The organism is Streptacidiphilus sp. EB129 (assembly GCF_041262645.1).
GTDB lineage: Bacteria > Actinomycetota > Actinomycetes > Streptomycetales > Streptomycetaceae > Streptacidiphilus.
This window is the reverse complement of record NZ_JBGCCS010000015.1, coordinates 59,644-82,278: the sequence shown is the minus strand read 5'-3', so window position 1 is coordinate 82,278 and position 22,635 is coordinate 59,644. Positions and strand designations below refer to the sequence as shown.

General features: G+C 71.2%; 19 protein-coding genes and 2 pseudogenes. 4 read left to right on the top strand and 17 right to left on the bottom strand.

The genetic code is table 11. From position 1 onward, the window contains the following. Positions 1–73 precede the first annotated feature (73 nt). The 5 genes from ABH925_RS19750 to ABH925_RS19730 form a co-directional block, all read right to left on the bottom strand. Positions 74–958, bottom strand: a complete 885-nt coding sequence (locus ABH925_RS19750) for a hypothetical protein (protein ID WP_370149650.1) — start codon at positions 956–958, stop codon at positions 74–76. Continuing rightward, positions 955–1,767: a hypothetical protein gene (locus ABH925_RS19745; protein ID WP_370149648.1), complete on the bottom strand. Its 813-nt coding sequence runs from the start codon at positions 1,765–1,767 to the stop codon at positions 955–957. Before ABH925_RS19745 ends, ABH925_RS19750 begins: the two co-directional genes overlap by 4 nt. Then, positions 1,764–2,573, bottom strand: coding sequence for a hypothetical protein (locus ABH925_RS19740; protein WP_370149647.1), 810 nt, complete (start codon positions 2,571–2,573; stop codon positions 1,764–1,766). Before ABH925_RS19740 ends, ABH925_RS19745 begins: the two co-directional genes overlap by 4 nt. A gap of 72 nt (positions 2,574–2,645) precedes the next feature. Next, positions 2,646–3,479, bottom strand: a complete 834-nt coding sequence (locus ABH925_RS19735; RefSeq protein WP_370149646.1) for a hypothetical protein — start codon at positions 3,477–3,479, stop codon at positions 2,646–2,648. 356 nt (positions 3,480–3,835) lie between these two features. Continuing rightward, positions 3,836–4,453 (bottom strand): hypothetical protein, encoded by a 618-nt coding sequence (locus tag ABH925_RS19730; RefSeq protein WP_370149645.1) that lies wholly within the window; start codon positions 4,451–4,453, stop codon positions 3,836–3,838. Between the two features lie 298 nt (positions 4,454–4,751). On the opposite strand from ABH925_RS19730, the gene ABH925_RS19725 reads away from it, so the two are divergent. Beyond that, positions 4,752–5,543, top strand: coding sequence for a hypothetical protein (locus tag ABH925_RS19725; RefSeq protein ID WP_370149644.1), 792 nt, complete (start codon positions 4,752–4,754; stop codon positions 5,541–5,543). Positions 5,544–5,569: 26 nt separating this feature from the next. Here the strand turns inward: ABH925_RS19725 and ABH925_RS19720 are convergent. Then, positions 5,570–5,961: pseudogene (locus ABH925_RS19720) on the bottom strand (type II toxin-antitoxin system VapC family toxin). After that, positions 5,958–6,224 carry a hypothetical protein gene (locus tag ABH925_RS19715; protein ID WP_370149642.1) on the bottom strand — a complete coding sequence of 89 codons (267 nt, stop codon included), beginning with the start codon at positions 6,222–6,224 and terminating at the stop codon, positions 5,958–5,960. Before ABH925_RS19715 ends, ABH925_RS19720 begins: the two are co-directional and overlap by 4 nt. An 89-nt stretch (positions 6,225–6,313) precedes the next feature. Between ABH925_RS19715 and ABH925_RS19710 the strand changes: the two are divergent. Further along, positions 6,314–6,550 (top strand): annotated as a pseudogene (locus ABH925_RS19710) (LLM class flavin-dependent oxidoreductase); the annotation flags it as partial. A gap of 44 nt (positions 6,551–6,594) precedes the next feature. Here ABH925_RS19710 and ABH925_RS19705 read toward each other — a convergent pair. The 3 genes from ABH925_RS19705 to ABH925_RS19695 form a co-directional block, all read right to left on the bottom strand. Continuing rightward, positions 6,595–7,056 carry a DUF5615 family PIN-like protein gene (locus ABH925_RS19705; protein WP_370149640.1) on the bottom strand — a complete coding sequence of 154 codons (462 nt, stop codon included), beginning with the start codon at positions 7,054–7,056 and terminating at the stop codon, positions 6,595–6,597. Then, positions 7,053–7,700, bottom strand: a complete 648-nt coding sequence (locus tag ABH925_RS19700) for a DUF433 domain-containing protein (RefSeq protein ID WP_280691158.1) — start codon at positions 7,698–7,700, stop codon at positions 7,053–7,055. The genes ABH925_RS19705 and ABH925_RS19700 overlap by 4 nt, the downstream gene beginning before the upstream one ends. Before the next feature lie 76 nt (positions 7,701–7,776). Beyond that, on the bottom strand, positions 7,777–9,024 hold the full coding sequence (locus ABH925_RS19695) for a hypothetical protein (protein ID WP_370149637.1): 1,248 nt from the start codon (positions 9,022–9,024) through the stop codon (positions 7,777–7,779). 180 nt (positions 9,025–9,204) lie between these two features. On the opposite strand from ABH925_RS19695, the gene ABH925_RS19690 reads away from it, so the two are divergent. Next, positions 9,205–10,092: an LLM class flavin-dependent oxidoreductase gene (locus ABH925_RS19690; protein WP_370149636.1), complete on the top strand. Its 888-nt coding sequence runs from the start codon at positions 9,205–9,207 to the stop codon at positions 10,090–10,092. Positions 10,093–10,105: 13 nt separating this feature from the next. On the opposite strand, the gene ABH925_RS19685 is transcribed toward ABH925_RS19690, so the two are convergent. Then, the gene (locus ABH925_RS19685; protein WP_370149634.1) at positions 10,106–10,774 is read right to left on the bottom strand and encodes an alpha-ketoglutarate-dependent dioxygenase AlkB; all 669 of its coding nucleotides are present in this window, start codon (positions 10,772–10,774) and stop codon (positions 10,106–10,108) included. A 140-nt stretch (positions 10,775–10,914) separates the two neighbouring features. On the opposite strand from ABH925_RS19685, the gene ABH925_RS19680 reads away from it, so the two are divergent. Beyond that, complete coding sequence (locus ABH925_RS19680) at positions 10,915–11,733, top strand: HAD family hydrolase (protein WP_370149632.1); 819 nt, start codon at positions 10,915–10,917, stop codon at positions 11,731–11,733. A gap of 20 nt (positions 11,734–11,753) precedes the next feature. Here the strand turns inward: ABH925_RS19680 and ABH925_RS19675 are convergent, their stop codons facing one another. From ABH925_RS19675 to ABH925_RS19650, 6 genes are all read right to left on the bottom strand, one after another. Continuing rightward, a complete protein-coding gene (locus ABH925_RS19675) occupies positions 11,754–13,571 on the bottom strand; it encodes a GAF domain-containing protein (RefSeq protein ID WP_370149630.1) in 1,818 nt (605 codons plus the stop codon). Between the two features lie 151 nt (positions 13,572–13,722). Then, on the bottom strand, positions 13,723–17,439 hold the full coding sequence (gene cydD, locus ABH925_RS19670; RefSeq protein WP_370149627.1) for a thiol reductant ABC exporter subunit CydD: 3,717 nt from the start codon (positions 17,437–17,439) through the stop codon (positions 13,723–13,725). A gap of 108 nt (positions 17,440–17,547) precedes the next feature. Next, a complete protein-coding gene (gene cydB / locus ABH925_RS19665) occupies positions 17,548–18,546 on the bottom strand; it encodes a cytochrome d ubiquinol oxidase subunit II (RefSeq protein WP_370149626.1) in 999 nt (332 codons plus the stop codon). 10 nt (positions 18,547–18,556) lie between these two features. Further along, positions 18,557–20,092, bottom strand: coding sequence for a cytochrome ubiquinol oxidase subunit I (locus tag ABH925_RS19660; protein WP_370149625.1), 1,536 nt, complete (start codon positions 20,090–20,092; stop codon positions 18,557–18,559). A gap of 288 nt (positions 20,093–20,380) precedes the next feature. Next, positions 20,381–21,877: a sensor histidine kinase gene (locus tag ABH925_RS19655; RefSeq protein ID WP_370149624.1), complete on the bottom strand. Its 1,497-nt coding sequence runs from the start codon at positions 21,875–21,877 to the stop codon at positions 20,381–20,383. After that, positions 21,852–22,580, bottom strand: a complete 729-nt coding sequence (locus ABH925_RS19650) for a response regulator transcription factor (RefSeq protein WP_370149623.1) — start codon at positions 22,578–22,580, stop codon at positions 21,852–21,854. Before ABH925_RS19650 ends, ABH925_RS19655 begins: the two co-directional genes overlap by 26 nt. Positions 22,581–22,635: the final 55 nt, after the last annotated feature.

Sequence of the window (22,635 nt, the reverse complement as noted above, 5' to 3'; positions counted from 1 at the left end):
ACGCAGGTTTCCCTGGTCTTGAGAGGTACGCGGCGGGGGGTGTCCCCTAGGGGACACCCCCCGCCGGTCCGCGTCAGCTCTGCAGAATCTCCCCCTGAAGGATCATGACCTGCTGGAACGCCGTCGGCGAGACCGCCTTGGGGTTGCTCATCACCACGACCTCCTCGACGTCGCCTTCGTTGACCATCCCCAGGTCCACGGCGGGCTGCGCACCGCCGGCCGGCTGGATCAGCACTCCCGGCGCGGTGTTGAGCCCCGGGAAGACCGTCGTGGTGTCGGAGACAGCCTTGGGCGCGGCCGCCAGCCGCAGGTTCAGCGTGTCCTGGAGGACTCTCTCGCTCGCAGTCGTCTCCGACCGGAAGGCCAGCAGGTAGATCTCCGTACGGGTCCCGTCCGGGGCCGTCCAGGCTGTCGCAGCGATGTGCCGTAGGCCGCGATCCGCGAACGTCGTGAGCAGGGACGCGCCCGTGGTGAACTTCGCGGCATAGGCACTGGACGGGTACCAGCCGTGCGCACCCGGGTAGGCGGCAGCGAGCCTTCCGCCCACCGGCACGGGCAGCAGCAGCCCGCGCAGGTCGGCGGTATGGAGGGGGTGCGAGCCGTCGGACGGGGTGTTCTCGGTGTCACTGGCGGCGCTCGGCATCGGCGGCAGCACGAACGCGGGAAAGACATAGCGCCCGTCCGCCGGGGTCTTCAGTCCCGGCAGGTCGGTGCGGTCCGGTGCCATCACCGCGAAGGCGGTGCCGGTGCCGACCGCCGCGCAGAGCACGGTGGCGATCGACCAGCGGAGGGCGGTACGCAGCCACGGACGGCTGCGCCGTGCAGGCGGCGCGAGGTGCGCGGGGACCGCCCAGACGGTGTCCTCGCCCGTGGGAGCGGGCACGGGTGCGGCGACCGGAGCGGGGTCGTGCGCGGCCGTGGCGGTGGGGTCCTGCGACGGGTCCGGGGTGTCGGTCATATCTGTGCTCCGGGGATCGCGAGGCGGGTGAGCTGCTGCCGCATCAGGTCGACGGCGGTGGCGGTGTCCAGCGGCGCCACCCCGGAGGCCCCCAGGTGGACGTACATGTCGCCGACCGAGGCGTCGCACTCCATGTAGTCCAGCTTGTCGCCGGACAACAGCGGCGGCAGGTAGCAGTGTGCGGTGGGGAAGCCGGGGACCGCCGGACCGGTCCGGTAGACGCCGGTCTTCGCCGCCAGCGCCGACGAGAAGCCACCCAGTTGGGCCGCGAACTGCTGATTCTCCTGGAGGAGTGAGATCTCGACGGACAGGGTGCCGCCCGACCGGTAGGTCCGGACCGCCCCGCCCTTGATATGGCTGGCGACGAAGTACGACTCCATGCCCTGGCGGTCACCGGCCGACAGCGACTTGAGGTCCTTGTCGTAGATGCCGTGGTACTGGGCGGCGGTGAGCACGGCGTCGTTGCCGACGCCCGGGTCGTCCGGCCCGGGGTAGAGCGAGCTGGGCACCGGCAGCAACAGGTCGCCGAGGTCACCGAAGTGGTTGCCGTTGGACATCGCCCCGTAGCTGGGCGTGGGTGTCGGCTGTCCGGTGGCCGCCGCGACGGGTGCGGCCTGCGTCTCGCCGTGCAGCACCAGCAGTCCGACACCGCCGCCGACGCCGACCGCGCTGAGCGCCAGTGCCGCCGCGAGCACGACCAGCCGACCCCGGCCGCGCGGAGGCGCTGAGGCCAGGGTGTTGGGCTGAGGCGCCTCGGCGGGCACGGTGGACCCGGTGACGGGGGTGGGCTGGGGGGATTCCGTGGTCACAGTCGCTCCAACTGCCGCTGCACGAGAGTCAGCAGCGTCTGCGCGCTGACAGGCGAGTCCGAGGTGATCTGGATCTGCACGGAGATGTCGCCGTGCTGGGCGAAGGCCTGCCCAAGGTAGTAGCTGGGGCCGTTGTCGGACTGGGCGCTCAGGCCCGGGTAGACCCGCCCGGACACCGTGCCCGGGATGAGGACGGAGGTGGCCGCCGACTGGTAGCTCTGCAGGTTGCTGACGTCCTGCAGAGCTGACGCATCCTGGTCGTGGGCGAACTGCACCAGTTGCAGCGCGTAGCGGCGGTTGCCCTGCACCCACACGGCCTGGGCGGCGCGACGAAAGCCGTTGCTCGCGTACCAGCTGAAGGCGGTACCCGGCTCGGAACGGGTCTCCGCAAAGGCGGCGAGGTCCATCCACGACGTGATCGAGTCGGCGCCCTGCTCGGGCTTGGCACCGGTCGGAGCGGGGACCAGCAGCGCGGTGAGGTCCCCGTCGGTCTTGGCCTGGTCGTCGTTCGCCGGGTCGGGCGCGGGCGCGGAGACCCGCGCAGCGGGGTAGCTGGGCTGCGCGACGGCCAGCGCCGGGAGCGGCGTGGGCGTACGCCCGGCCTGCACGGCATAGCCCGCGCCCGCCCCGCCGAGCACACCGAGGACGACAGCGCCGGCCATGATCAGGGCGGTCCGGCCCCGGCGACGAGGCCTCGGCAGGACGGACTCAGGCTGCGCCACCGGCGCCGGCAGGTCGGGCGCCGCCTGCGGCGTCGGTGCCGGGCCTGGCTCGGGAGTCGGCGGATCGGCTGCTTCGGTGGTCAACGGTCCTCCACGGGACGTTCTGCGGACGAGAGTTCAGGAGGCGGCGGGCGGCCGGCGCTCGGGTGAGGGCGCTCAGGTACCGCTGCCGAGGCGCTGTTCCTCGCGCTGCATCAGCGGCGCCAGCAGCGAGTGCGGCAGCGTGCCCGTCCCGGTGACGGAGATCTCGTACTCGACGTCGCCCACATGGGAGATGCCGATCAGCTGCCCCTGGTCCTGGGCGCTTCCCGGATCGAAGGCGTAGGCCTGGGCGTTGGAGACGCCCGTCACGGAGAAGGAACTGCCCTTGCTGAAGGACAGTCCGGTCACCCAGGCGGCGGCATGGCTGGATCCGTCGAAGTGGATCAGCTGGGCGTCGATGGTGTAGCTGCCGTCATTGGTGCGGTAGGTGCGGTCCGCACCGCCGTCACAGCCGTAGTCGTTGAGGACGCGCTTGCTGGTCGACACGTCGCCGAGCTCCTTGGCGATGTCGTCGACGCTCAGCTTCTTGCCGTCCGTGTCCCCGTACGCCTCGGCGTCGGAGGGGACCGGCAGCAGGAAGAACCGCAGATCGCCACTGTGCGTCGAGCCGCTGACGGATCCCCTGACCGTGGACGTCGGGCTGGGCGCGGCGGTGGGCACCGGAGCGGGCGCGGTGGTGCTGGGCACGGCCGACGGAGTGGCGGAGGGGGTGGCGGCCGCCGCCACGGTTCGGGCGTTGCCGGTCCGGCCGACGGCGACCACGGTGGTGGCGGTACCGGCCGCGACCACCAGCCACCCGACGACGGCCAGCGTCAGGTAGACACCCTTCCGCGAACGCGGCCCGGCGGAGCCCGACGCGGCGTCCTGCGGCAGATGGCCCGCCGGAGGCGGGGGAATCTGCAGGTGGTTGGGAGGTGCAGCGTTGGGAGGTGCAGCGTTGGGAAGCACAGCGTCGGGAGCCACCGTGGATGGTTCCGGCACCACCGACTCATTCTTCTTCGGGTCATTCGCCTGCGCTTCGGGCATGACCTCGTCGTCCCCCACACCAACCCCCATGAAATGGCAATCGTCCGTTCCCAGCGAGGGGAGGCGACAACCACCACGACCACACATGGGCAGCCCACAGGGGGCACAGGCAGTGAGTATGGCCAGGTGCACAGCCGGCCACCAACTTCTTTACGTGATCGAGACCTGACCGTCCGCCACCACCGTTGAAATCCACGCCCTATTCACCGGAATATCGCGTTCCGCCCGGTATGGGAATTCACTTGACGGAGCGGCAAGAATGCCAGAAACGAGGACACTCAGCGTCGGAACAGCCCGGCGACCATCGGGCCCAGCTTGCGCATGTCGGCGTCCCCGTAGAGGTCGTCGAAGCAGCCGACCGCGGCCAGGACCAGGATCCGGTTCACCCGAGGATCGTGGATCCTCACGTCGTAGCGGGACCGCATACCGCTGCGGCGGATCAGCTCGAAGCCCGACGAGTCGTCGCTGCGGTAGCGCAGCCGGTGGTCGAGGAGCGCGTCCGCCACGCTGTTGTCCATGTAGTCGTCGAGCAGGGTGTGACGGGCCCGGCTGCCGAGGCCGACCGGATTGCCGGCCAGGTCGCCGAAGCCCACCTGACTGAACGTCCAGACCTCGTTCTGCAGCAGCTGGCCGCGTACCCCTTCGACGCGGTCGCGGACGACACCGCCGATGCGGGTCCGGTCCGGGGCGAATGCGGTGCCTCCGGCCAGCAACCCGATCTCCGTGTCCAACTGCGGCCCGCTGTAGACCCGGTACGGCCTGCGCGAGCTCGGCCCGTCCGGCCGGTGCACCCGCGCCACCGGCGCGCGCTCGCCCTTGGCGTGCACCGTCCAGGTCGTTTCCCTGACCCGGAACTCGAACCTGACGGTAAAGGCGTCCAGCGTTCGTATCACCACAGCCCCCGTTCTCCGGCAGCACCCTACCGTCGGGCCCCCGGATCGACGGCTCGCGGTCGTGCAGAGGACACCTGGTCAGATATGGGACCTCAACGATCAGTTGTTGATGATCCCGGGCTGCCCTACCCTTGAGACATTTTCAGCCGAATGCAGCGGCCCGAGGGCCGCCGTTCGGGCTGCGGAACGGCGGTCGGGGGAGAACATGGGAGTCGTCGGCACACTGTCCAGAGCACGGCTGGAGCTCGCGCACGAGTCGTCCCGCCTGTTGTGGGGGAACGATGCCTGGGCGGAGAACAACGTGGGCCAGCAGCGTCTGCTGCGGCGCCGCCGGGCGGACCCGGCCGTAACCCTTGACCAGGCGGGACTCGCCCTCGCCGACACCGTCGTCCGGCAGGGCTACGCGGTGCTGGACCCGCGCTGCCGGGCCGGACTCGTCGACGAGGTGGCGCGGGGCTACGCCGAGATCATCGGCGACCCCTCGGCCACCGTCGACATGGGCGGACGGATCAAGGACGCGGTCCGTTACGTGATCGACCCCCTGTGTCATGTTCCAGCCATTCGGGAGCTGCTCACTCCCCCGGTACTGAGCGCCCTCGACGCCTACTACGGCGGCCGCTGGCGGGTGCAGCACGTCCGGATGTGGCGCATCAGCCACCTCACCGAGGAGCAGCGGCGGGTCCACCACTACGGGAACCTCTGGCACTGCGACCAGCACCCCACTTCGACGCTGAAGTACTTCGTCCAGCTCTCGGACGGCGTGACCGCCGAGGGCGGGGCGTTCCGACTGCACTCCATCCCCAACACCCGGCGGATCATGCGCAGCGGCTACCTGGGCCAGGGCTGGGCCAAGGGACCCGCGCGGGCGCTGCTGGACGATCCGGCGCTGGTGGTCCCCTTCGACGCCCCCAAGGGCTACGGCGCGTTCTGCAACACCACCCGCTGCCTGCACCGGGCCGGCATCCCACCGCTGGGCACCACTCGCGGCATGACCCAGTTCACCTTCGTTCCGGCCGACACGCCCAACCTCTCCGGCGACCCCTTCCACGGCCTGAAGCCGGACCCCAACGTCGCGGAGGGCCGCTACGCCTGACCCCGGAGCGGGAACGACGCGGCGGGTCAGACCTGTTCGACCGCGATGCGCGTGTGGCACAGCTGACGCAGATCCTCGACATCGCTGGTCACGACCGTCACGTCCCGTGCTCCAGGTGGGCCGTAGCGGCAAGCATCGCGTCGATGGCGTACTTGTGGCCGTGAAGCCCCTCAACTGCGAGCAGCTTGCTCGCAGCGCGTGCGATCTCCTCCGTGACCGGGCGCACCTTGGTCAGCGAGACGGCGTGGTCGAACGCCGCCTGCGGCAGCTTGGGATCGCGCGCCTCGACCAGCGTTGCCGCGCTCGTCACGACCAAGAGGTCCAGTGTGCGGGCGACGTCCAGCCACACGGTCATGTCCCGGTGTCGGCGGGAGAGCTTGGAGAGCGCCTCGCTGCCGAGCACGAGGGTGCCACTCATGCGGCGTCACCGCGGTGGGCAGCGTGATGAGCACGGATACGCTCGGCCCTCGCAGCCACCTCGGCTGTATCGACTGGCCCGTGTTCAGCCTCGGCGGTGGCGATGTACTCGTCGATGGCTTCGCGCTGGAGCTGCCGTTGCACGGCCTCCTCAATGTAGGAGGAGACTCCCTGCTTCCCGGCGCGTGCGCGGATCGCCTCCAGCGTCTCGGCACGCAGAGAGATGCTGGTGACTCGGGTCTTGCCGGAGCGCGGGGTATCCATGCACCAAAGTGCAATACATCACCTACCAAGACTGCGATCCGGGAGCGCTGCTGCGGGGCTGGAGACACGATTCCCGTAGGGTCACAGCTATGCGTCTGAGTACTGTGATTCTGCCGATCCACCGCTGGTCCGAGGGGCAGAAGGTCTGGCGGCGGGCCGAGGACCTCGGTTTCCACGCCGCGTACACCTACGACCACCTGTCCTGGCGGTCGTTCCGGGAGGAGCCGTGGTTCGGAGCGCTCCCGACCCTGACCGCCGCCGCCACGGCGACCGAGCGGATCCGCCTGGGGACGCTGGTGACCTCAGTCAATCCTTTTTCACCTATCGCATGCTGACCTGCGATGTTCCGCGGGTTCAGCCCCTGATGCCACTACCCCTGTGAGCTGGCGGGCCAGAACTTGGGCGGAGCGCTGGCAGGATCCACGATCCGCAAGCGGCTCTGCTGGGACGGGTCGACCGCATTCAGCGAGATCAGGCGCTGGCCGTCTGCCTGGTCGAGTTCAGCCAAGGCATGGGGCAGGCCGGCGCACACAGTGGCGATAGCTGCACCGAGACCCACCAACCCGCCGTGCTTGTGATTCTGGCGGTACTCGATGCGATGCAGGCCCGACTCGGCGATGGCGACTACCTCGAGTGGGCGGCTCAGTTGCTTCGTGTCGTTCGTGACAACGATCTGAAAGCCGTCCGCCGCCGCACGCGCATAGAGGTCGACGTCCTTGGTTCCCGCCCAGTCTCCGAGTTCGGCCACGTGCTCGACGACGTGGTGTTTCAGGAGCAGCCGCACGATCCGTGCCATGGGAAGCGGCACATTCTCGTCGAGCAGCAGCTTCAAGACGCTGCCTGCCTGATTTCCGCGTCCTCGTAACTGTCGACATAGTCGGCGAAGTCCGCTGCGTCGCGCGCTGCCTCTGCTGTGACGCCCGGGTAGTAGTCGCCGATCTGCTCAGGTGGCACGCCGTCCCGTAGGAGAGCGGCAACCTCTGTAGCCGGGATGCGTGTCCCCTCGACGACCGGCTCGCCGCCTCGCACGGCAGGGTCGATGGACACGTGCGGCCGGGGTTCAAGAAGGTCCGGGATTCGTCGACCACCACGGTAGAAAGGCGCAAGCACGTCCACCATGTCGTGGATGACGACATTGCCCTTGCTCCGCACGAGGTCCACTGCGTGGTCCGGGTCTGCCAGGTAGATCGTGTCACCGCCCGCGACCAGGCGGTAGGCCGAGAGGTGTTCCCTTTCGTCGAGGCCCTCGCGCAACGTGTTCAGCGCCCGCCTGATCTTCTGGAGGGATGCCTCCTCGCGAAGGCGGACACAGGCTCGCAGGGCGACCACGTCGCGAAAGGAGTAGAGGATCGGACGAGATGCTGAGATCTCCGGCACGAGGACAGCGCCGCGCTCGCCGGTGGCCCGCCGCCAGTGCGACAGCTGCCGCAGAGTCGCACCGGACAACGCGGCAGCCAGTTTGGGCTCGTACGACATGCGGCACCTCCTTGGCTCCAGACGACGATCCGACGCTACTTCATCGTCCCGTACGGGCATCAGGCTCGCCAGCATTTCACCCGGATGAGGCCGCCGAGACGCGCCGCGCTCTTGTGAGCTTCTGCCGTCGGTCGCCGGCGGTGAGCTCGCTCAGGCGCTCGCCGATCACGGAAACGCCGGGTCGGGGCTCCTGCGCGTAGTACCGGGACTTGCGTCGGCGCAGTAGGGCCTCGCCGTGCTCACCCCAGGTGAATCCGGGCTTCCGCAGCAGCTTCCCGAACACCTCATCGACTGTCTCCGGAAACGCGGCGGCCAGTCGGCGGAACGGCAGTGGTGAGATCGACTCCTCGCGCAGGTATGTGCGCAGCAGGTCCTGGTGCTGCCTGCGGCCCGCGAGGGCCGGGTCGGCGAAGAGGTCCCGCAACAGTCCGTAGTCCGCGTAGAAGTTGAGTCCGTCGACCTCGTCGTAGATGACGCCGATGGTGGCCGAGTCCGCAAGATCTTGTGGCAGTTCGAAGAACGGCAGACCCAGGCCAGGGAGCCGCCTGCCTCGGGCGCGGTCGGGCGCCCCGGCGACGGCGGCTTCCTGCCGGTGCCGGTAGTAGGCGTTGAGCCTGGCCTCGGCCTCGGCAGGGGGCAGGACCAGTTCGTCGCCGCCGCAGAACTCGACGAACGCGGCCCGGTCCTCCCGCATCCGCTCCCATCCCTGCTCGATCTTCTCGGGGTTGCGGAAGACCAGTTCGGGTTGGCTGGTGGCCAGTTGGAGCGCGGCCTGGGCGATCTCGGTGGCACTGGACTTCGGGTAGGACGACATCATCCCGGAGATCAGCCACACACCGTCGGCCGAGTGGATGGGCACCAAGCAGGCGAGAAGGAACTGTCCCTTGGACACTCCACGGAAGACCCTCGGCCCTACGTTCGAGTACACGCGGTACTCCAGGTCGTCGACCAGGTTCAGCAGGACGACGCCATCCCCGTCCTTGCGCCGGATCTCGAAGATGCCCTCGACCGGGCCACGCCAGCCGAGCAGCAGCTCCCGATCGACTTCGCTCAAGTCCCGCCGTGAGGCGACGAATCGGTCCACAACGGTGGTACCGCCCGGCAGGCGGTACCGCAGGATGAATTGGTCGGTGATCCGAACCGCCGTACCCTCGTCCAGCCGCCGCTCAGGGCCCGCGGCCTCCAGCAGGAGGGGAGTCAACCACTGGTCGAAGCGAGCGCTCTGCCCGAAGGCGACCAGCTCTCCCTTCAACTCGGCACTGCGCTCGATGAGATCGGTAAGCGAGCGCTCGCAGTGATCCGCATCCCGAACGGCGATCACCATGTCCTGCTCTCCCTGCTTGCCAGTGCCGAAATGATGTGTGAGCCGCTTGACGTCAGCCGGACCAGTAGCGGCTCGGCCCTGCCCAGCGCACCCATGGCGCCACGCTAGCGGTCGTGCAGGTGCCGTCGCCGCGGGTCGCTCGAATCTCACCTGCCGGAGCGAACGCGTAGGGTCGAAGCCATGCGTCTGAGCACAGTGATCCTCCCCATCCACCGATGGAACGAGGGACAGAAGATCTGGCGGCGAGCCGAGGACCTCGGCTTCCACGCCGCCTACACCTACGACCACCTGTCCTGGCGGTCGTTCCGGGAGGAGCCGTGGTTCGGAGCGCTCCCGACCCTGACCGCCGCCGCCACGGCGACCGAGCGGATCCGCCTGGGGACGCTGGTGACCTCGCCGAACTTCCGGCACCCGGTGACCCTGGCCAAAGAGCTGATCTCTGTCGACGACATCTCCGACGGCCGTCTGACCGTGGGCATCGGGGTGGGTGGGGCCGGCTTCGACGCGACCGTGATGGGACAGGAGCCGTGGACCGCGCGGGAGCGGGCGGACCGCTTCGACGAGTTCCTGCCGCTGCTGGACAGGCTGCTGACGCAGGATGCGACGACCGAGGAGGGCCGGTTCTACTCCGCCGTCGAGGCCCGGAACATCCCCGGCTGCGTGCAGCGGCCGCGGGTCCCGTTCTACGTCGCCGCCACCGGGCCGCGCGGGTTGAAGCTCGCCGCCGAGTACGGCCAGGGCTGGGTGACCTACGGCGACCCGCGCGGCCCGGAGGACGTGCCGGTGGACCAAGCGCCCGCCGTGGTCGAGGCGCAGCTGGCCAAGCTGCGCGCCGCGTGCGAGGCGAACGGACGCGACATCGCGTCGATCAACACGGTGCTGCTGCAGGGCTCGACCGCGGAGCGGCCGCTCGCCTCGGTGGATGCGTTCGTCGACTGGGCCGGGACGTACCGGGAGCTGGGCATCGACGAACTCGTCATCCACTGGCCGGTCCCCGACTCGGTCTTCGCCAACGACCTGGACGTCTTCGAGCGCATCGCGACCGAAGGGCTGCGGCAGCTCGGCTGACACGCTGTGCGGGTCAGCGGTCGGTGTCGGTGAGGCCGGTGACCCGCATGGTGATGTTCAGCCGGCCGCGCGGCAGACCGGTGGCCGGGTCGCCGGTGCCGGCACGGACCCTGGGAACCCCGTGGTAGATGTAGCGGGAGGGCCCGCCGAAGACGAACAGGTCACCGGACTCAAGCTCGATGTCGGTGTACGGCCGGGTGCGGGTGGCGGTGTTGCCGACGCGGAACACGCAGCTGTCGCCGATGGACAGGGAGACGACCGGGTCCCCGGCCCGCTCGTCCTTGTCCTGGTGCATGCCCAGGGTGGCCCGCTCGTCGTAGAAGTTGATCAATGCGGTGTCGGGGGAGTACTCGCCCGCCGCCGCCTCGTCCCGATAGGCCGCGAGGACCGCCCGGCGGCCCAGGTCGACCATCCAGTCGGGGAACGGCGCGACCCGCTCGCCGTTCACGTCGCCGGCGGTGCGGGTGTACCGGTAGGGCTGCCAGTGCCAGCCGATGCAGACCGTCTGCACCGACATGACGCCGCCGCGCGGCAGCGCCGTGTTCCGCATCGGTACCGGGCTGCCGGCCCAGCCCCGGCAGGCCTCCACCAGCCGGCGCTGCTGCGCCAGGGTGAGCCAGCCCGGCACATGCACCGCACCGGGTGCGATCACGCTGGGCGGGCGGGGAATCAGTGCGCTCACAGGGTCACCTCACTGTCGGTGCCATTGTCCGGCGCAGGCCGAATGTTCCACGTGAAACTACAGGACGGGTGCGGACAGGACCCCGTCGGCGGTGGTGCACCCGGCCGAGCGGGGCCCGGGGGGTGCGCGAGGATGGTGGGGTGACTTCTCCCCGCCGCGCCCCTCGCCTTGTCGCCACCGACCTCGACGGAACCCTGCTGCGCAGCGACGGCACCGTATCGGCCCGCACCCGGGCCGCACTGACGCTGGCCGAGGACGCGGGCCTGTGCATCGTCTTCGTCACCGGCCGTCCGCCCCGCTGGATGGAGTCGCTGACCGAGGTCATCGGCCGGCACGGTGTCGCCATCTGCTCCAACGGCGGCGCGGTGTACGACGTGCGGCGCAAGGAGCTGGTGGAGTCCTTCCCGCTGCGGGTGGCCGACTCGCTGGCGGTGGTGCAGGCGCTGCGCGCGGAACTGCCCGGGGTGTCCTTCGCCTTCGAGTACCCCGACGGCTTCTCGCACGAGGCCGCCTACAACGCCCAGATGTACGACGCGGGCGCGGTCGAGCAGGTCGCTCCGGCCGAGCGGATCCTCAGCGGCCCGGACGCCCGCACCGTGTTCAAGATCCTGGCCAAGCACCCCACCCTGGATCCGGACGAGATGCTGCGCCGCGCCCTCGCGGTGGCCGGCGACCTGGCCGAGATCACCCGCTCCAGTCCGATGCTGGAGATCAGCGCGACCGGTGTCAGCAAGGCCTCGACCCTGGCACGCTGGTGCGCCGAGCGCGGGGTGGCCGCCGAGGAGGTGGTGGCCTTCGGCGACATGCCCAACGACCTGCGGATGCTGGCCTGGGCCGGGACCGCCTACGCGGTCGCCAACGCGCACCCGGAGGTCCTGGCCGCGACCGAGGGACGGGCCGGCGACCACGACGACGACGGTGTCGCCGCCGTCCTGGAGTCGCTGGTCGCCTCGCTGTAGCCGGACAGGCACGCCCGCCGCTACAGCAGTGCGGTCCAGAACAGGGTGGTACCGCGTCCGTCCGGGCCGGGCTCGTGCCAGGCGGTACCGCCCAGGGCCGCCGCCCGCTCGGTCAGGTTGCTCAGCCCGCTGCGGCGCCCGCCCTCCGGGATGCCCACGCCGTCGTCGGTGACCGAGAGCAGTACGGCCGGGCGGCCGGCACCGGCCTGACGCAGGGCGGCGGCGAGGTCCTCGTCCGCGCGCAGCCGCAGCTCGGCGGCGCGGCCGGCGGTCAGCCGGCCCTCGTCGTCCACATGCGCGGTGGTGTCGACCGTCACCGAGACGCTGGCGGCACGCGCATGCCTGGCCGCGTTGGAGAGCATCTCGCGCAGCGCGGCGACCAGGTGGCGGCCGGTGCTCTCGCCGACCATGGTCCCGACCGGGCCGACGAAGGCCACCGCCGGCTTGAACCCCAGCGGTCCGGCCGCCTGCGACGCCTCCCGCAGCACCCGGCTGCGCAGATCGCCGCCGTCCTCGGGGGTGTCGTCGTGCTGCAGGGCGTAGATCGTGGTGCGGACCTCCTGGATGGTGGCGTCCAGTTCGTCGACCGCCTTGCCCAGGCGCTGCTGCACCTCGGGGACCTGGGCCAGCCGGGCGGCGCTGTCCAGCATCATGCCGGTGGCAAACAGCCGCTGGATGACCAGGTCGTGCAGGTCCCGGGCGATCCGGTCGCGGTCCTGGTACACGGCGAGCCGTTGCTGGTCCTGCTGGCCCTCGGCGAGCCGGAGTGCCAGCGCCGCCTGGCCGGCGAAGGTCTCCGCGAGCTGCTGCTCGTCGGCGGTGAACGGGCTGGCACCGGCGCGGCGCCAGACGGCGACCGCGCCGAGGATACGGCCCGCGCTCTTCATCGGCAGCGCCATGCTGGGCCCGAAGACCTTGGCGATCCGGGACGCGGAGCGGGGGTCGCCGACCAGATCGTCGATGATCACGCTGTCGCCCTTGAGCAGCAACTCGGCCTGGTCGCTCGCCGGGACGTGCTCGCCGATGACGAAGTCCGCCGCCTCGCCCGAGGCGTGCGCCACCCGCAGGCCGCCGTCGCCGGTGGGCAGCAGGATCATGCCGAGGGCGGCCCCGGCCAGGTCGCGGACCTGCTCGGCGGCGATGCTGAGCGCGGTGTGGGCGTCGTCGGAGGTCAGCATCGCGGTGGTGACCTGCCCGGCACCGGCGATCCAGCGCTCCCGGCGGCGGCCCTCCTCGTACAGGCGGGCGTTCTCGATGGCGACCCCGGCCGCGGCCGCCAGCGCCTCCACGACCTGCTGGTCCTCGGCGCTGAAGGCCTGGCCTCCGCGCTTCTCGGTGACATAGAGGTTGCCGAAGGCGGCGTTGCGGACCCGGATCGGGACGCTCAGGAAGGAGCGCATCGGCGGGTGGCCGACCGGGAAGCCGGAGGACCTGGGGTCCTCCGCCAGGTCGTCGAGGCGGAGCGGCACCGGGTCATTGATCAGCGCTCCCAGCAGGCCCTTCCCGGACGGCGGCGGGCCGAGCCGCTCGGCGTCCCGGTCGCTGAGCCCGACCTGGATGAAGTCGGCGAGTGCCTTGCCGTCCGGTGCGACCACGCCCACGGCGGCGTACTCGGCCCCGGCCAGGTCGGCCGCGGCGGCGGCGATGCGGTGCAGCGTGGCATGCAGGTCCAGGCCGGAACTGACCGCGACCACGGCCTCCAGGAGTTCCCGCATCCGGTCGTTGACCGCGGCGACGGCGTGCAGCCGCTCGGACACCTCGGTCACCAGGGCGTCGAGGCCGAGGGCCCCGACCGGGGGCAGCACCGGCTCGGGCTGGTCAGTCGTGCGGGAACTCATGCTTTGAGGGTAGTTTGCGATGATTCGTCCTGGCGGCAGGCCCGGCCGGGCGGCCGCCGTCGACCCGGCCGGGCGGCAGGCACCGCGGCGCACCGGAACGGCAGGCACGGCCACGCCGGCACGGCACCCGGCCGGCCCTGCCCCTCCCGGGTCAGGCCGGCAGCAGGGCGTCCGCCTCCCGCTCGCGCGCCCACATCCGGCGCAGCGGTCCTTCCGCCTCCACCAGCTGGTCCCAGCTGCCACGCTGAACGATCCGGCCCGCGTCCAGCACCAGGATCTCGTCCACCGCGTCCAGGCCCGCCAGCCGGTGGGTGACCAGCAGCGTCGAGCGGCCGGTGGTCGCCGTGAGCAGATCCGCCGTCAGCGCGTCCGCGGTGGCCAGGTCCAGGTGCTCGGCGGGCTCGTCCAGCACCAGTACCGGGAAGTCCGCGAGCAGCGCACGGGCCAGGGCCAGCCGCTGCCGCTGGCCGCCGGAGATCCGGGCGCCGTGCTCGCCCACCATGGTGTCCAGGCCGTCCGGCAGCTCGCGGACCCAGCCGTCCAGCCTGGCCGCCGCCAGCGCCGCCCACAGCTCCGCCTCCTCGCAGGCGGGACGGGCCAGCCGCAGGTTCTCCCGCAGCGAACTGTCGAAGATGTAGCCGTCCTGGGCACAGATGCCCACCACGGTCCTGACCTCGTCCCCGTCCAGTGCGGCGGTGTCCACCCCGTTCAGGGTGACGCTGCCCGACTCGGCGTCGAGGAAGCGCAGCAACAGCTGCGCCAGGGTGGTCTTCCCGGAGCCGCTGGGGCCGACCACGGCGACCCGCCGCCCCTCGGTCAGATCGAGGTCGATCCCGTCCAGGGCCAGGGTCCGCCGCCCGGGCCAGCGCGCGGACAGCCCGCGAACCCGCAGCGGCAGCGGCCGGGCGGGCAGCGTCTGCGGCTCCACCGGCTCCCGCACCGGGTCGGGAGCGTCCACCAGCTCCAGTACCCGGACCGCCGACTGCGCACTGCGGCGCCGGACCTGCGCGGCCACCGGAAGTCCGGTGATCGCCTCGAACGCCGCCAGCGGCGTCAGCACCAGCACCGCGAGCAGCACCCCGGACAGGCTACCGTCGGCCACCGCGAGCACCCCGGCCGCCGCACAGGCGGCCGCGGTCAGACCGGTCAGCGCGACACCGAGCCCGGTGCCCACCCCGGCGCCCGCGGCGGAGCGCCGGGCCAGCGCGGTGAGCTCGGCGTCGGTCGCCCGGAGCCGGTCGAGGCAGCGCGGCAGCGCCCCACTGACCGTCAGCTCGGCCGCGCCGTCCAGCACCCCGACCACCTCGGCGGCGAGCCTGCCCCTGGCCCCCGCCTGCGCCCGCTCGGCGCGGGCCGACAGACGCACCGTCAGCATCGGCACGGCCACTCCGGCCAGCAGCAGCCCCAGCGCCAGCAGCACGCCGGCGGCGGGCAGCAGCCAGCCGACGACACCGACGGTCACCGCGCTCGCCAGGAACGCGGCGGCGGCCGGCAGCCGGAACCGCAGCACGTAGTCCTGGATCGCGTCGACGTCGCCGACCATCCGGGACAGCAGGTCGCCGCGCAGCCGGCCGCCGCCACCGTTCGGTGCGAGCCGCTCCAAGCGCTGGTAGACAGTGCTCCGTAGCGAGCCCAGCGCGCGGAACACGGCGTCATGGCTGACCAGCCGCTCGGCGTAGCGGAGCGCGCTGCGCGCGGTGCCGAAGGTGCGCACGGCGGTGACGGCCACCATCAGGTAGAGCACCGGCGGCTGCTGGGAGGCCCGATCGATCAGCCATCCCGATGTCCCCATCAGCGCGGTGGCGCTGAGCAGGGCGAGTGCGGCGAGGGTCACCGCGAGCGCGGTCCGGGTCCGCAGCCGCCGGGTCCGTGCGGCACGCCGCACCCGCCGCAGCGCCAGCCCCTCCCGGACCGGAACACCCTCCCCCACCGGGGCGCCGTCCTGGGCGGGGGCGCCGTCCCGGACGGGGGCCTCGCCGGGGTGCGGGGCGCGTTCGCCGACAGTTGCGGATGCGTGCTCAGGATCGAACGGGCCGAACGGGTCGAACGGATCCAGGGCGTTGGCACCGTCCAGGCCCTGCCGGGCCGTCGCGGCGGCCGCCACCCGGCCGGGCGCACTCTCCGGGCCGTCCGCGACGGACCGGTCGGCGACGGACCGGGCCGCCACGACAGTGGGCCCGGCCAGGGAATCGGGCCCGCCGGCGGCGCGGAGCAGGACCGGCTCGGGGTGGGCGGCGTCGTCGGAGGGCTGGACGGTCAGAGCCAGGTGCCGGGTGGCCAACGCCAGCAGTGCCGGGCGGTGGGCGGTGAGGATCACCGTCCGGCGGCCGTCGCGGGCCAGCTCGCGGATCGCGTCGACGATCGCCGTCTCGCTCTCGCCGTCGAGGTTCGCGGTGGGCTCGTCCAGCAGCACCAGCGGGCGGTCCGCGAGGAACGCTCGGGCCAGCGCCAGCCGCTGGCGCTGGCCGGCGGAGAGGCCCTGGCCGTTCTCCCCCAGCGGGCTCGCGGTGCCCAGCGGCAGCGCACTGACGAACTCCCAGGCGTGCGCCGAGCGCAGCGCGGCGACCAGCTCGGTGTCGGTGGCGTCAGGGCGGGCCAGCCGGACGTTGTCGGCCACGGTGCCGGCGAAGAGGTAGGGGTGCTGCGGCACCCAGGCGATCCGGTCGTGCCAGTCGGCGAGGTCCGCCGGCGGCCGGCCGTCGACCCGGATCGCGCCCGAGGTGGGCGCGGTGAAACCGAGCAGCAGGGAGAGCAGGGTGGTCTTGCCGGCGCCGGAGACCCCGGTGACCGCCAGGGTCTCGCCCGGTCGCACCGTCAGCGAGAGTCGCCGGACACCCGGGGCGTGGGCGACGGTCACCTGGTCCAGCTCGATGGTGGGGCGCAGTGGCGCGGTCACCGTCCCGGCCGCGGCGACCGGGGTCTCCAGTACGGCGAAGATCTGCTCCGCCGCCGCCAGCCCCTCCACGCTCGCGTGGTAGTGGGTGCCGACCTGGCGGATCGGCAGGTACGCCTCGGGCGCCAGCACCAGCACCAGCAGACCGGTGTAGAGGTCGAGGCTGCCGTCGACCAGGCGCATGCCGATCCCCACCGCGACCAGTGCGACCGAGATGGTGGAGAGCAGTTCCAGCGCGAAGGAGGAGATGAAGGCGATCCGCAGGGTCCGCATGGTCGCCCGGCGGTACTCGTCCGTGGTCCTGCGGATGGCCTCGGCCTGCGCCTTGGCCCGGCCGAAGACCTTGAGCGTGGGCAGACCGGCGACCACGTCCAGGAAGTGGTGCGACAGCCGTCCCAGGGTGCGCCACTGACGGTCCATCCGGCTCTGCGTGGCGAGTCCGATCAGCACCATGAATACCGGGACCAGCGGCAGCGTCAGCACGATGATCAGCGCGGACAGCCAGTCCGCGAACAGGATCCGGGCGATCACCGCGACCGGCACCACCACCGCGAGCGCCAGCTGCGGCAGGTAGCGGGCGAAGTAGTCGTCCAGCGCGTCGACTCCCCGGGTGGCCAGGGTGACCAGCTCGCCGCTGCGGCGCCCGGACAGCCAGCCCGGGCCCAGCGCCGTGGCCCGCCCCAGCAGCCGCGCCCGCAGCTGCGACTTGACCTGTGCGGACGCCCGGTGCGCGGCCGTCTCGGTCCCCCAGGAGACGGCCCCGCGCAGCAGCCCGACCCCGGCCAGACCGGCCAGCTGCCAGCCCAGTCCGGCCAGGCCGCGGCCGTGCTGGAAGGCCCCCACCACGACCTCGGCGACCAGCATCGCCTGCACGATCACCAGCCCGGCACCGACCACTCCGAGGAGCACCGACAGCAGCAGGAACACCTGGGTCGCGCCCGCGTACCGCACCAGCCTCGGGTCAACCGGCTTCACGACTCCGCCCCTCTGCGCTTCCTAGCACGCCGCGTCTTCAACACGCCGCTTCTTCACCACACCGACTCTTCACCACACCGACTCTTCACCACGCGCGTCCGCACCACGTCAGTGCGCCGGGATGTTCTGCACGCCGATGCGCTTCCGGAACACCCAGTAGGTCCAGGCCTGGTAGCAGAGCACCACCGGCGTCATGACCCCGGCGACCCAGGTCATCACGGTCAGCGTGTAGGGGGAGGAGGACGCGTTGACCACGGTCAGCGAGTACGCCGGATTCAGCGTCGACGGCATGACGTCCGGGAAGAGCGACAGGAACAGCATCGCCACCGCGGCGACGATGGTCAGCCCGGAGAGCATGAACGCCCAGCCCTCCCGCCCGGCCTGGTTGAACGCCAGCGCGCCGAGCAGTGCCAGCACCGCGACCACCAGCGCGCCCAGCGACCAGCCGTCGCCGGAGTCGGCCTGGGTCCAGACCAGGAAGGCCAGCGCCAGCACCGCGGCCAGCAGCCCCAGCGTGCGGGCCAGTGCCCGGGACCGGTCGCGGATGTCGCCGAGCGTCTTGAGCGCGGTGAACACCGCGCCGTGGAAGGTGAACAGCACCAGTGTGACCAGCCCGCCCAGCAGGGCGTACGGGTTGAGCAGGTCGAGCACGGTGCCCGCGTAGTCGCCCGCGGCGTTGATCTTCACCCCGTGCACGATGTTGGCGAAGGCCACGCCCCAGAGGAAGGCCGGCAGCAGCGAGGTCCAGAAGATCGCGTGCTCCCAGTTGCGCTTCCATGCCTCGTCGCTGCGCTTGGCCCGGTACTCGAAGGCGACCCCGCGGATGATCAGGCAGACCAGGATCACCAGCAGCGGCAGGTAGAAGCCGCTGAACAGGGTGGCGTACCAGGCCGGGAACGCGGCGAAGGTGGCGCCGCCGGCGGTCAGCAGCCACACCTCGTTGCCGTCCCAGACCGGCCCGATGGTGTTGATCAGCACCCGGCGCTCGCTCTCGTCCCGGGCCAGCAGCTTGGTGAGGATGCCGACGCCGAAGTCGAAGCCCTCCAGGAAGAAGTAGCCGATCCAGAGGACCGCGATCAGCACGAACCAGACGTCGTGGAGTTGCATCTGACTCTCCTCAGTACGCGAACGCGAGCGGCTTGTCGGCGTCGTCGGACCGGCCGCCGAGCGTGGGGTCCTGGTCCGGCGGGTCCTCGTCGGTGGGTCCGGCCTTCGCGTAGCTGATCAGCAGCCGGATCTCGATCACCGCGAGCACCGCGTAGAGCAGGGTGAACACGGTCAGCGAGGTGACCTGCTCGCCGATCGACACCCCGGGGGAGACCGCGTCGGCGGTGGTCATCAGGCCGTAGACGGCCCAGGGCTGACGGCCCATCTCGGTGAAGATCCAGCCCCAGGAGTTGGCGATCAGCGGGAAGCCCAGGGTCAGGATCAGCAGCCGCCACATCCACCGGCTGAGGAAGGGACCGAGCTCGCGGTTCCTGGTGAGCATCAGCAGCGGGATCTCGTCCTCACCGCGCCGGTGCTCGGGGGCGAGCCAGAACCGCTTGCGGGTGAGCCAGAAGCCGAGGGCTCCGAGGGCGAACGAGGTCATCCCGAAGCCGATCATCCAGCGGAAACCCCAGAAGGTGGTGGGGATGTTCGGCTCGTAGCTGGGCGCCTTGTCGCCGTACTTGGCCTTCTCGGCGGCCTGGACGTCGTTGATGCCGGGCACGGCGTCGTGGAAGTTGCTGGTCGCCAGGAAGGAGAGCAGGCCGGGGATGGAGATCTCTATGGTGTTCCGGCCCTCGTTGACGTTGCCGTAGGCGAAGACCGAGAAGGGCGCGGGCTTGGCGGTGTCCCAGAGGGCTTCGGCGGCGGCCATCTTCATCGGCTGCTGGCGGAACATCACCTTGCCCAGGGTGTCGCCGCTGATCGCGGTCCCGATGCCGGCGATCACCACGACGACCAGGCCCAGCCGCAGCGAGGCCCGCATCGAGCCGACCTTGACCCGGTCCCGCTCCGGCTGCTCGGTCCGGCTCTGCCGGCGCAGCTGGTAGGCCGCGATACCGACCATGAACGCGCCGCCGGTGAGGAAGGCGGCGGTCAGCGTGTGGAAGACCACGACCAGCGTGGTCTGCTGGAACAGCACCGCGCCGATGTCGGTGAGCCGGGCCCTGCCGTTGGCGCCGATGGTGTAGCCGACCGGGTGCTGCATCCAGGAGTTGGCGGCCAGGATGAAGTACGCGGACAGCACCGTGCCGATGGAGACCATCCAGATGCAGGCCAGGTGGATCCGCCTGGGCAGCCGCTCCCAGCCGAAGATCCACAGCCCGATGAAGGTGGACTCGAAGAAGAAGGCGATCAGCGCCTCCATGGCCAGTGGCGCCCCGAAGATGTCGCCGACGAACCTGGAGTAGTCGGACCAGTTCATGCCGAACTGGAACTCCTGGACGATGCCGGTGACCACGCCCATGGCGATGTTGATCAGGAAGAGCTTGCCCCAGAACTTGGTGGCCTTGAAGTACTTCGCCTTGCCGGTGCGGACCCAGGCGGTCTGCAGTCCGGCGGTGAGCGCGGACAGACTGATCGTCAGCGGGACGAAGAGGAAGTGGTAGACGGTGGTGATGCCGAACTGCCAGCGCGCCATCGTCTCGTGGGCCAGGGCCAGTTCCACGGCCGTTCCTCCTCCTCATCGGCGGTCGTCGCGCCCAGCAATGCACCTTTGGTCCCACTTGTGTGGGATGCAGCGGTCTGACACGACAGGGTTGCCCGCTTGTGAAAGTATTCACTTTCACAAAGTATTATCACCACACGGACATGAGGACTCTGACAGGGGGGTGGGGTCAACCGTCAGCACCAGGTGGGACAAGTGTGCGGGGCCGAATGGTCCGACTGGACGGTTGCCGACGGAGCCGGAAGTCACTACGTCGACTCAGGCGCAGGGGCCATCCGGCCGGGCGCCTCAGGCGCAGGGCAGCCGCACCCTGAAGACCGCGCCCGCGCCGGGAGCGGTGGTCAGCTGCACGTCGCCGTGGTGGGCCGCGGTCAGTGCGGAGACGATGGCCAGGCCGAGACCGGCACCGCCACCCTCCTGACGGCTGCGCGAGGAGTCCACCCGGTAGAACCGCTCGAAGACCCGTTCGGCCTGCTCCGGGGCCAGACCCGGCCCCTGGTCGGCGACCTCGATCACCCCGTGGCCGTCCACCGTGCCCACACCGATGCGCACCGGCGTGCCCGGCGGGGTGTGCTTGACGGCGTTACCGACCAGGTTGGTGACGACCTGCCGCAGCCGCGCCTCGTCCCCCAGCACCAGCGCCGCCCCCGGGCTGGCCGCGCCGCCGGGCCCGGTCAGGGCGACCGGGCGGGTCGGGTCCAGCGCGGTGGTGTCGTGCAGGGCGTCCGCAGCCAGGGTGCGCAGGTCCATCGGGGCCAGCTCCAGCGGGCGCTGCTCGTCCAGCCGGGCCAGCGTCAGCAGGTCCTCGACCAGGCCGCCCATCCGGACCGCCTCGCTCTCGATCCGCCCCATCACCCGCTTGACCTCGGCGTCGGTACTGAGCGCGCCCATCCGGTAGAGCTCGGCGAAGCCGCGGATGCCCGCCAGCGGGGTGCGCAGCTCGTGACTGGCGTCCGCCACGAAGCGGCGCATCCGGTCCTCGGAGGCGGCCCGCGCCGAGAAGGCCGACTCGATCTGCGCCAGCATCGAGTTCAGCGCCCCGGTCAGCCGGCCGATCTCGGTGTGCTGCGACCCCTCCGGCATCCGGTTGGACAGGGCATGCCCACTGGCGATCTCGATCGCGGTGGTCTCGATCCGCCGCAACGGCTTCAGCCCGGTCCGCACCGCGAACCAGCCGGCCAGCGCGAGCAGCAGCAGCACCCCGCCGCCGATGGCCAGAAAGCCCTCGCTGAGCTTGCTGACCGTCAGATTCGTCTCCTCCAGCGAGGCGGCGACCAGCATGTCCGTCGACTGCCCGGTGACCGTGTCGGTGACCGGCAGGACCAGCACCCGCCAGCTGCCGCCGCCGTGGTCGCTGGGTGCCGTGAACGGATGGCCGACCCGGGCCGCCACCTCCGCGTCGCTGAGTACCGGCAGTGACGGCATCGGGTCGCTGTCCAGGACCGGCTGCCGCTGCCACTCGCTGTAACTGCCGTCGGGCCGCCGGAAGGTGATCTCGAACTGGCTGGGCAGCAGCCCGCGCTGGGTCCCCCAGTGGGGCAGGGTCGGCTCGTGCCCGTCCGCCAGCCGGTGCGCCATCGGTTTCGCGAAGCCCTGCAGCTGGCTGTCCACCCGGCTGACCAGCTGGTTCCGGACGATGCCCAGCACCAGCACATCGCTGACCGCCAGACCCAGCGCGACCAGCGCCACCGCCAGCACCAGCAGCCGCCCGCGCAGCGACAGGCCGCCGCGCACGGTGTTCGCCAGCCGGCGGCGGACCTTACGCAGCAGGACGGCGAAGGACATAGCCGATCCCCCGGACGGTGTGGATCAGCTTCGGGACGCCGCCGGCCCCGGAGTCGACCTTGCGGCGCAGGTACGAGATGTACGACTCGACGATGCTCAGGTCGCCGCCGAAGTCGTAGGCCCAGACGTGGTCCAGGATCTGCATCTTGGACACCACCCGGCCGGTGTTGCTCATCAGGTACTCGAGCAGCTTGAACTCGGTGGGGGAGAGCGAGACCGCCTTGCCGTCCCTGATCACCTGGTGGCCGACCGGGTCCAGCTCCAGGTCGGCCACCACCAGCCGTCCCGAGTCGGCCGGACCGCCGGTGCGGCGCAGGATCGCCCGGATCCGGGCGATCAGCTCCTCCAGGCTGAACGGCTTGGTGACGTAGTCGTCCCCGCCCGCGGTCAGCCCGCTGATCTTGTCGTCCACGCCGTCCTTGGCGGTGAGGAAGATCACCGGGATCCGGTCCCGCTCGCCCTGCCGGGTCTGTCCGGCCGGGTCGTCCCGCAGCCGCCGGACCACGGCGAAGCCGTCCATGTCCGGCAGCATCACGTCGAGCAGCACCAGGTCGGGCCGGTTCCTGGCCACGGCGGCGACCGCCTCGGCGCCGGAGGCGGCGGAGGCGACCCGGAAGCCGGCGAACCGCAGCGACGCGGAGAGCAGCTCGCGGATGTTCGGTTCGTCGTCGACAACCAGGAGGCTGGCTTCGGCGGTGTCCATGTGCGGCCCCTGACGGCTGGGACGGTGGGGGAAGGGTGCGGGAGGCGTGCGTCCT